Genomic DNA, 6924 nt, shown 5'->3' on the forward strand with positions numbered 1-6924 from the left:
TCGCCGGCGACCCCGAAGCGACCACGCTGACTTCCACCGGACGGACCATCAGCCCAACCGCCGACCGGAGGCCCACGGAGGCCGAGTGGTCAGACCTCTTCGGTTGTCTGGCAGACCGCTGCCCTTGCCGCCCTCGCGGCATTCCGCGACCCCGCCCGGACGCGCCCCGACGGCGGCCTGGCAGGGTGGAGCCGGGTCGAGCGAGGAGGGTCGGGCGTGCGTCTTCACGTGGGGTGTGCGATGTGGACGCACAAGGCATGGCAGGGACGCTTCCTGGCGCACCCTCTGCCGGCCCACGAACGTCTGCGGCACTACGCGGGCTGGTGCACCGCCGTCGAGGGGAACACGACGTTCTACGCCACGCCGACCCGCGACACCGTGGCCTCCTGGGCACAGCAGACCGACGACGACTTCCGGTTCGTCCTCAAGCTCCCGAAGACCGTCACGCACGAACGCCGCCTCACCCACGCCGACGAGCCGCTGCGCGCGTTCCTCGACGCGATCGAGCCGCTCGGTCCACGCGCCCACGCGCTCTGGATCCAGCTGCCCGGATCCTTTGCACCCGCCGACGTGCCCGTCCTCGCCCGCTTCCTGCGGACACTCCCGGCCGACCACCGGTACGCCGTCGAGGTCCGCCACCCCGCGTTCTTCGACGACCCGCGGGCCGTCCGGCTCCTCGAGGACGCGCTCGCCACCGTGGCCGCCGAATGGATCCCGTTCGACACCACGGCGTTCTTCCGCAGCCCGCCGAGCAGCGACGCGGAGCGGGACGCGTGGGTCAAGAAACCGCGGGTGCCGCTGCGGACGGCCGCGCTGACCGACCGGCCGGTCGTCCGCTACCTCGGACGCGACGACACCGCGCGGACCGTCGAGGGCTGGCGGCACTGGGTCGACGTCACCGCCGGGTGGCTGCGCGAGGGCCGCTCACCGACCGTCTTCGTCCACACCCCCGACAACGCCGACGCGCCGCTGCTCGCCCGCCGTTTCCACGACGAGGTACGCGCCCGCGTACCCGAACTGGAGCCACTCCCCCAGCCGATCCCCGTCGAGCCCCTGACCCTCTTCTGACGGCCGCCGGCAGGCCAGCCGTACCCCCGCTTGCCCAGCGTCATTCGGGGGTCGGATCCGGGCGCCTGGTCTCCGGGCTGCTCCACCACGGCCAGTTCGATCTCGCATCGAGCGGGTGGGGCTCCTCCGGCGGCCGGTGAGCAGCCCGGCGGGTGTCGACGTACGCGATGCCGAACAGCACGGCGGCGGCGGTGACCCCCGCGGCCAGCGGCGGGGCGGCCACGAGCGGCAGGAAGGTGAGGAGGAGGATGCCGATCCCGATCCAGCGGCGTCGGGAGACCCGGGAGAACACCGCACGCTCCAGGGCGGCGCGCCCGACCAGGAAGCAGGCCGGCCCGCCGAGGATCATGGCCAGCCAGGCCGGGAAGGTGTACCCGAGCGGGTGGTGCTGGACGAGCTCGTACCCGATCGCGGTGATCACGATCCCGAAGATCATCAGGGTGTGCGCACTCGCGATGAAGCCCCCCACCTTCCCGGGGTTCCGCGCCTTGACGGCGGCCTCACCGAGCACCTGCCCGGCGCGCTGGAAGTAGATGCGCCACAACAGCACCGTGGTGACTTACGCCGTGAGCAGCCCGAGACTCTCGTAGCCGCCGGGCCGGTCCTTGTTCGTGGTGAAGGTGATGCCGACAGCGAGGATCGTCTCACCCAGGGCGATCAGCATCAACTGCTGGTACCGCTCGGCGAGATGGTGGGGGGCCATCTCCCACACCGCCTGTCTCCCCCGCCCCAGCCGCGGTAACGGCCAGCCCAGTCGTGCCGCGCCGAAGTCGACGATCACCGCCAGGATCCACAGCACGACCTGGGCCCCGCCGGTGGTCAGACCGCCGAGGATCCAGAACGCTCCCCCGACGGCGAGCCAGACCGTGGCTCGGACGTACAGCCGGCCCAGCGGATGCGCACCGATGATGTACACGAAGATCAACAACCGGCCGACCTGGTTGAGCGTGTACACCAGCGCGAACGACAGGCCGCCCGCGCCGTCGAAGGCGTGCGGCACGCTCGTACCCATGATCAGCACGGCGAACGCCGCGACCAGGGTCGACCGTTGGAGCGCGGGAGTCCGCGGGTCGAACCGGGCGGTGAGGTAGGCGGTGATCGTCCACGTCCAGAGCAGTGGCGCGAACAGCAGCAGCGTACGGCCGAGACCCGCCCACCGGGCCAGATAGTCCGCGGGCGCCTGGCCGGGCACCTCGAGGTCGGCGACCCCGGAGGACAGCAGCCGGTTGAGGGCGAACACCATCACCAGGTCGAAGAACAGTTCCACGTACGTGGCCTGCTGGGCGCTCTCCCGCTTCCGCAACAAGGCGACGCCGTAACCCCGGCTCCAGCGCTCCCGATCCCTCGCCACCCTGCCATCGCACCGCATCGCCCGCAGGCGTACGGCGACAATCACCAGATCGCTCCGCGACGTGGGTCGCGGGACCAGTGGCCGGCCAGGGGGCAACTCGGGCCCGGAGGTCGGGATCGTGCAGAACGATCAGGGCCTGGTCCGCACGGCCGGCCCTACCGGTGTCACTGCTGGCGCGCCGCCGGGGAAGCCCGGCCCTGCGGATCACGAGTCCGGTTACCCCCGAACACCTCGGGTCACTCGTCACGAACCGCGAGGTCGAGGACGTCGATGGTCAGCTGGGTGAGGTCAGGAAGCTGGCCGCGGCCGACAGTGACGCCGCGCAGGTTGTCGAGGGACGTCTTCAGCCCGTGGAGACGGCTGCCCCGCAGGTCGGTGCCGACGAGGTGGCAGGAATCCAGGTCCAGGCCAGCGAGGTCACATGACCGCAGCGCGATGCGAGGTAGCCGGCAGGAAGACCACGCACCGTTCGTGAGAATGCAGTCGGTGAACGCGACCGAGCCGCCGGCGGCGACGCGCTGGAAGGTGGCGTAATCGAAGCGGCAGCCGTCGAACAAGACGTCCTTGAGGCGTACGTCGGTGAGTCTGGTGCCAGTGAACCGTGAGCCGGTAATGGCGCACCGTTCGATGGTGATGCCGGTCAGGGTCGCGCCGGAGAAGTCGGTGCGGGTGATCTCGCAGCCGTAGAGGCTGCCGGCTTCCCAGATGCTCTCGCTCAGGTCCACGCCGGTGATCAGGCTGCTGCGGATGCGGGCGTCTTCCAGGTGCGAGCCGTGCCACGCGGCGCCCTCGACGAGGGCCTCGGTGAGGCCGTCGGCCAGGTTCGTCGTGGTGTCGAGGTCGTCCGGTTCGAGGTCCGGCAGTAGGACCTTCACGTCGCCGATCGTGGTGGTGCGCATGTGTCCTCAACCTGTGTGGGCGCGGGGTGGGCACGCCACCCCGCGCGTCCCGTGGTGGGGGCTACTTCTTGTTCCAGTTGTCCCAGCCGGGTCGGCTGTCGAACTTTCCCTTGTTGTCCCAGGTGGGGCGGTTGTCGAACTTCGCCGCGTCGATCGACGCTACCGACCGCTGCGGGTCGACGCCGAGGCGGGCCAGTTGCTCGGGTGCGGCGTTGACAAGGGTCGCGAGAGCGTTGGTCATGGTGCTCCTCCTTGAGGGGTCAGGTGGTCCGCAGCGGCACGGACGAGGGCTTGTCGAGTGGTTCGGCAGTAGGTGGTCTCGCGGGCGGTGAACGTCGCGTGTTCGAAGTAGCGGTTGCCGGCCTGGGCGCCGCGGCAGAAGTCGTAGAAGGCGCAGTGGTCGGCGCAGTCGTTGAGGGCCGTAATGAACTCGGCGACGTAGTCCAGGTCGCCGGCGCGGGCGAGCATGGCGGTGATGGGTTGCTGGAGGACGTTGCCGGCGATGAAGTCGCCGTATCGCGGCTCGGTGATGCCGAGTAGTTCCGGTGACAGCAGCACCACCTGTCCATCCCAGGAGACGGTCGGGATCGGCTCGTACGGCGCGTGGTCGACGTGTCCGGCGCGGGTGACGACGACATAGTCGGCCAACCGGTCCACGTCGCGGATGCGCAGCGGGCTGCCGCCGACGCGACGTTCGATGAGGTGCTTCCAGAACCGGTACGCGGCATCCTCCGACACCGGTGCCCGGTCGGTGCCCTCCTGCTCTTCGATGTTGAAGCCCACGGACTCGCAGCCGGGCAGGCCGGTGAAGAAGTCGAGGAGGGCGTCCGCGTGGTCGATGGTTGCCGGTGTGACAACACAGATCACGGAGTACTCCAGCCCCGCGTCGGTCAAGGTCTGCATGCCGCGCAGGGTTCGGGCATCCGTCGACTTGCCGGCCCGGTCGAGGCGGTTTCGGTTCAACACGCCCGGTCCGTCAATGCTGACCCCGACCTCGAACCCGTAGGTGGTGAACAGTTCGCACCACTGTCGGTTGATCAGCGTGGCGTTCGTCTGGATCTCGTGACGCACCATCCCCGCACGCCGCAGTTGCTCGAACGGGGCCAGCAGATCGCGGAACAGCCCGATGGGTGTGGCGGTGGGTTCGCCCCCGTGCCACACGACACTCACGGGACGTCCGCTGTTCTGCTGGGCGATCGACTCCGCGCATGCCTGCGCGACCGCGCCGCTCATGAGGCGGAGGGATCTCCGGTCGGGCAGGTAGCAGTAGGTGCAGTCGAGGTTGCAGAAGCTCGTCGGCTGCACGACCAGGGTGTGGAAGCTGCCGGCGATCGCCGGTTGGCCGGTGGCGCTGATGAGGCCGATGCCGTTCACGATGAGGCCTCTTCGATGCTGGCGGCGGTGGTGGTACTGACGCGGTAGGCGTGGGTGTGGCGGGCGGGCCAGCCGAGGAACCGGTCGAACATGTCGGCGGCGCTGCCCGTGACGCTCGGGTTGAGCCGGTGGAGGTCGTCGATCGCGTCGTGTAGGCAGCTGGCCAGGTAGAGGAACAGGCTCACCGGCACTTCCCGGTACTCGGCCAGGAGCGCGAGCTTCGCCGCGCCGCAGGGCCACGGCTGCCCGCATCGACGGCACAGCCACAGCGGGCGCATCGGCAGATGTTCCACCCCGGTTGGCGCGAGCCGGTTCGCCGCGAGACGGCGCTGCGGCCCGGTCACCGGCGACCGCCCTCGCGGGCCCGCTGCTCGAACAGCCGACGCCACACGAAGGTGAGCAGCGGCGGGTCAGCGGGCCACACCTGCCCCTGCTTGGACGTCCACCTGGGCTCGGGGCGCCGGGACTGGCTAGCCATGGCGTTACGCGAGATGTACACCGTCATGCCGCCACCCCCACCAGGGACGATGAGCGGTGGGCTCGCCGGGGGAATGGCGAGCCCGCCGCCGCATCACGGCGGCTGGGAGCAGGCCGCCGATCACCCACCCACGCAGCCCTCATGGCGGTACGCAGGCGGGGAGAACACCGAGACAGGTCGCTCCCGGACGGGCCGAGCCAGCGGCCCAAGCCGTGGTGTGGTGCGCCGCTCATCGATCCCTCCATCTGCAGCTCCCTGCCAGTCATCCCCGACACCGGCATCGACACGCGCCGGTGATCTGGGGTGAACTGAACGTAGGGGCGGTCCGTACGGAGGACCGGGAAAATCCGTACCGGGTCCGGCGGCCTTCAGCGGGCAGGGTGATGGTGTGCGAGGGATGACGGACGACATGACGATCGGCCAGCGCGTCGCCTTCTACCGGCGGAGGCGAGGGCTGTCCCAGGAGGTGCTGGCCGGTCTGGTCGGCAAGACGCAGGAGTGGTTGCGCAAGGTTGAGACGAACCGGGCCGACCTGGACCGGCTGTCGGTGATACGCGCAATCGCCAAGGCCCTGGACGTGTCCCTCGGCGACCTGATCGGTGCACCGAGCCTGTTCGAGTGGTCGGACGACTCAGGTCGCGAGACCATCCCCGCCTTGCGGGCCGCGCTTCACGACTATCGTCACCTCGCGCCGGCGCTGGCCAGCACGGGGGACGTCGAGGCTCCCGCCCTGCGCGAGATCGAGAACGACGTCGCCGAGATCTGGACCGCCTACCAGCACTCGCGGTACGGCACCCTCGCCCGCCGGCTGCCCTACCTCATCCACGACTGCCTCACCGCCACCGAGGCGTACGACGGAGACGACGGTCGGCGCGCGCATGCGATGACTGCCTACGCTCACCAGCTCGCCGCGTTGTTCCTCACCAAGCTCGGCGAAGGTGACCTCGCGTGGACCGCCGCCAGCCGAGGTCTCGCCGCCGCCAACGCCAGCCACGACCACGTCGTCATCGGCTCACTCAGCCGCTCCGCCGCACACTCCCTGGTCTCCATCGGCGAATATGCGCAGGCTCGTAGCCTCGCCGCCACCGCCGCGCAGTTTCTTGAACCACGGCTCACCAGGCCCACGCCGCAACTGCTTTCGGTCTACGGCAGCCTGCACCTCGTTTGCGCGCTGGCCGCCGCCCGGGACGACGACCGCGCCTCCGCCGACACCCACATCGCCGAGGCCGACGCCGCAGCACACCAGCTCGGCGCCGACGGCAACCACGTGTGGACCGCGTTCGGGCCAACCAACGTGTCAATCCACAAGACGACCGTGGCCATGGAACTCGGCGACGTGCAACGCGCCATCGTAATCGGCGCGCACCTCGACACCAGCACCGTGCCCGTCGAGCGGCAGGTTCGGCACGCCATCGAAACCGCCCGAGCCCTTGCCCGGTGGAACCGCATCGACGACGCGCTCGCCGCGCTCCTGAACGCAGAGATCATCGGGGCTGACCAGGTGCGCTACCACCAGCTCTCCCGCGACCTCGTTCGGGACATTCTCACCCGCCCCCGGCCACCCCGACTGGCCGTCGAACTCAGCGACCGGATGGGCGTCCGGTCGGGAGGGCCGCGCTGGTAACTAAGGGGTCCTAACAAAATGATCTCTGGATGTCGCGTCCCTTGTAGAGGTTGATCTACGATGTCGGGCCGTGAGGCGTGGCGAGCAGCCGCCGTGGATCGTGCCTGACGGGCTGTGGCAGCGCATCGAG

General features: G+C 69.8%; 7 protein-coding genes and 1 pseudogene. 2 read left to right on the top strand and 6 right to left on the bottom strand.

Translation table 11 applies throughout. The features are described from left to right. Positions 1-240 precede the first annotated feature (240 nt). Positions 241-1068 carry a DUF72 domain-containing protein gene (locus D7I43_RS12570; protein WP_204985185.1) on the top strand — a complete coding sequence of 276 codons (828 nt, stop codon included), beginning with the start codon at positions 241-243 and terminating at the stop codon, positions 1066-1068. Positions 1069-1108: 40 nt separating this feature from the next. Here the strand turns inward: D7I43_RS12570 and D7I43_RS33590 are convergent. The 6 genes and pseudogenes from D7I43_RS33590 to amcA (D7I43_RS33025) form a co-directional block, all read right to left on the bottom strand. Beyond that, a pseudogene (locus D7I43_RS33590) lies at positions 1109-2437 on the bottom strand (low temperature requirement protein A). A 218-nt stretch (positions 2438-2655) separates the two neighbouring features. Then, positions 2656-3318, bottom strand: a complete 663-nt coding sequence (locus tag D7I43_RS12585) for a pentapeptide repeat-containing protein (protein ID WP_120328639.1) — start codon at positions 3316-3318, stop codon at positions 2656-2658. Positions 3319-3379: 61 nt separating this feature from the next. After that, positions 3380-3559 (bottom strand): multiple cyclophane-containing RiPP AmcA, encoded by a 180-nt coding sequence (gene amcA, locus D7I43_RS12590; RefSeq protein WP_120328640.1) that lies wholly within the window; start codon positions 3557-3559, stop codon positions 3380-3382. Next, on the bottom strand, positions 3556-4692 hold the full coding sequence (amcB, locus tag D7I43_RS12595) for a cyclophane-forming radical SAM peptide maturase AmcB (protein ID WP_120328641.1): 1137 nt from the start codon (positions 4690-4692) through the stop codon (positions 3556-3558). The genes amcA (D7I43_RS12590) and amcB overlap by 4 nt, the downstream gene beginning before the upstream one ends. Beyond that, on the bottom strand, positions 4689-5036 hold the full coding sequence (locus D7I43_RS12600; protein ID WP_120328642.1) for a hypothetical protein: 348 nt from the start codon (positions 5034-5036) through the stop codon (positions 4689-4691). Before D7I43_RS12600 ends, amcB begins: the two co-directional genes overlap by 4 nt. Beyond that, positions 5033-5197, bottom strand: a complete 165-nt coding sequence (gene amcA, locus D7I43_RS33025) for a multiple cyclophane-containing RiPP AmcA (protein WP_192902130.1) — start codon at positions 5195-5197, stop codon at positions 5033-5035. The genes D7I43_RS12600 and amcA (D7I43_RS33025) overlap by 4 nt, the downstream gene beginning before the upstream one ends. A gap of 370 nt (positions 5198-5567) precedes the next feature. Here amcA (D7I43_RS33025) and D7I43_RS12605 point away from each other — a divergent pair, with 370 nt between their 5' ends. Next, positions 5568-6794, top strand: coding sequence for a helix-turn-helix domain-containing protein (locus tag D7I43_RS12605; RefSeq protein ID WP_192902131.1), 1227 nt, complete (start codon positions 5568-5570; stop codon positions 6792-6794). Positions 6795-6924: the final 130 nt, after the last annotated feature.

Source organism: Micromonospora globbae (assembly GCF_003610785.1).
GTDB classification, from domain to species: domain Bacteria; phylum Actinomycetota; class Actinomycetes; order Mycobacteriales; family Micromonosporaceae; genus Micromonospora; species Micromonospora globbae.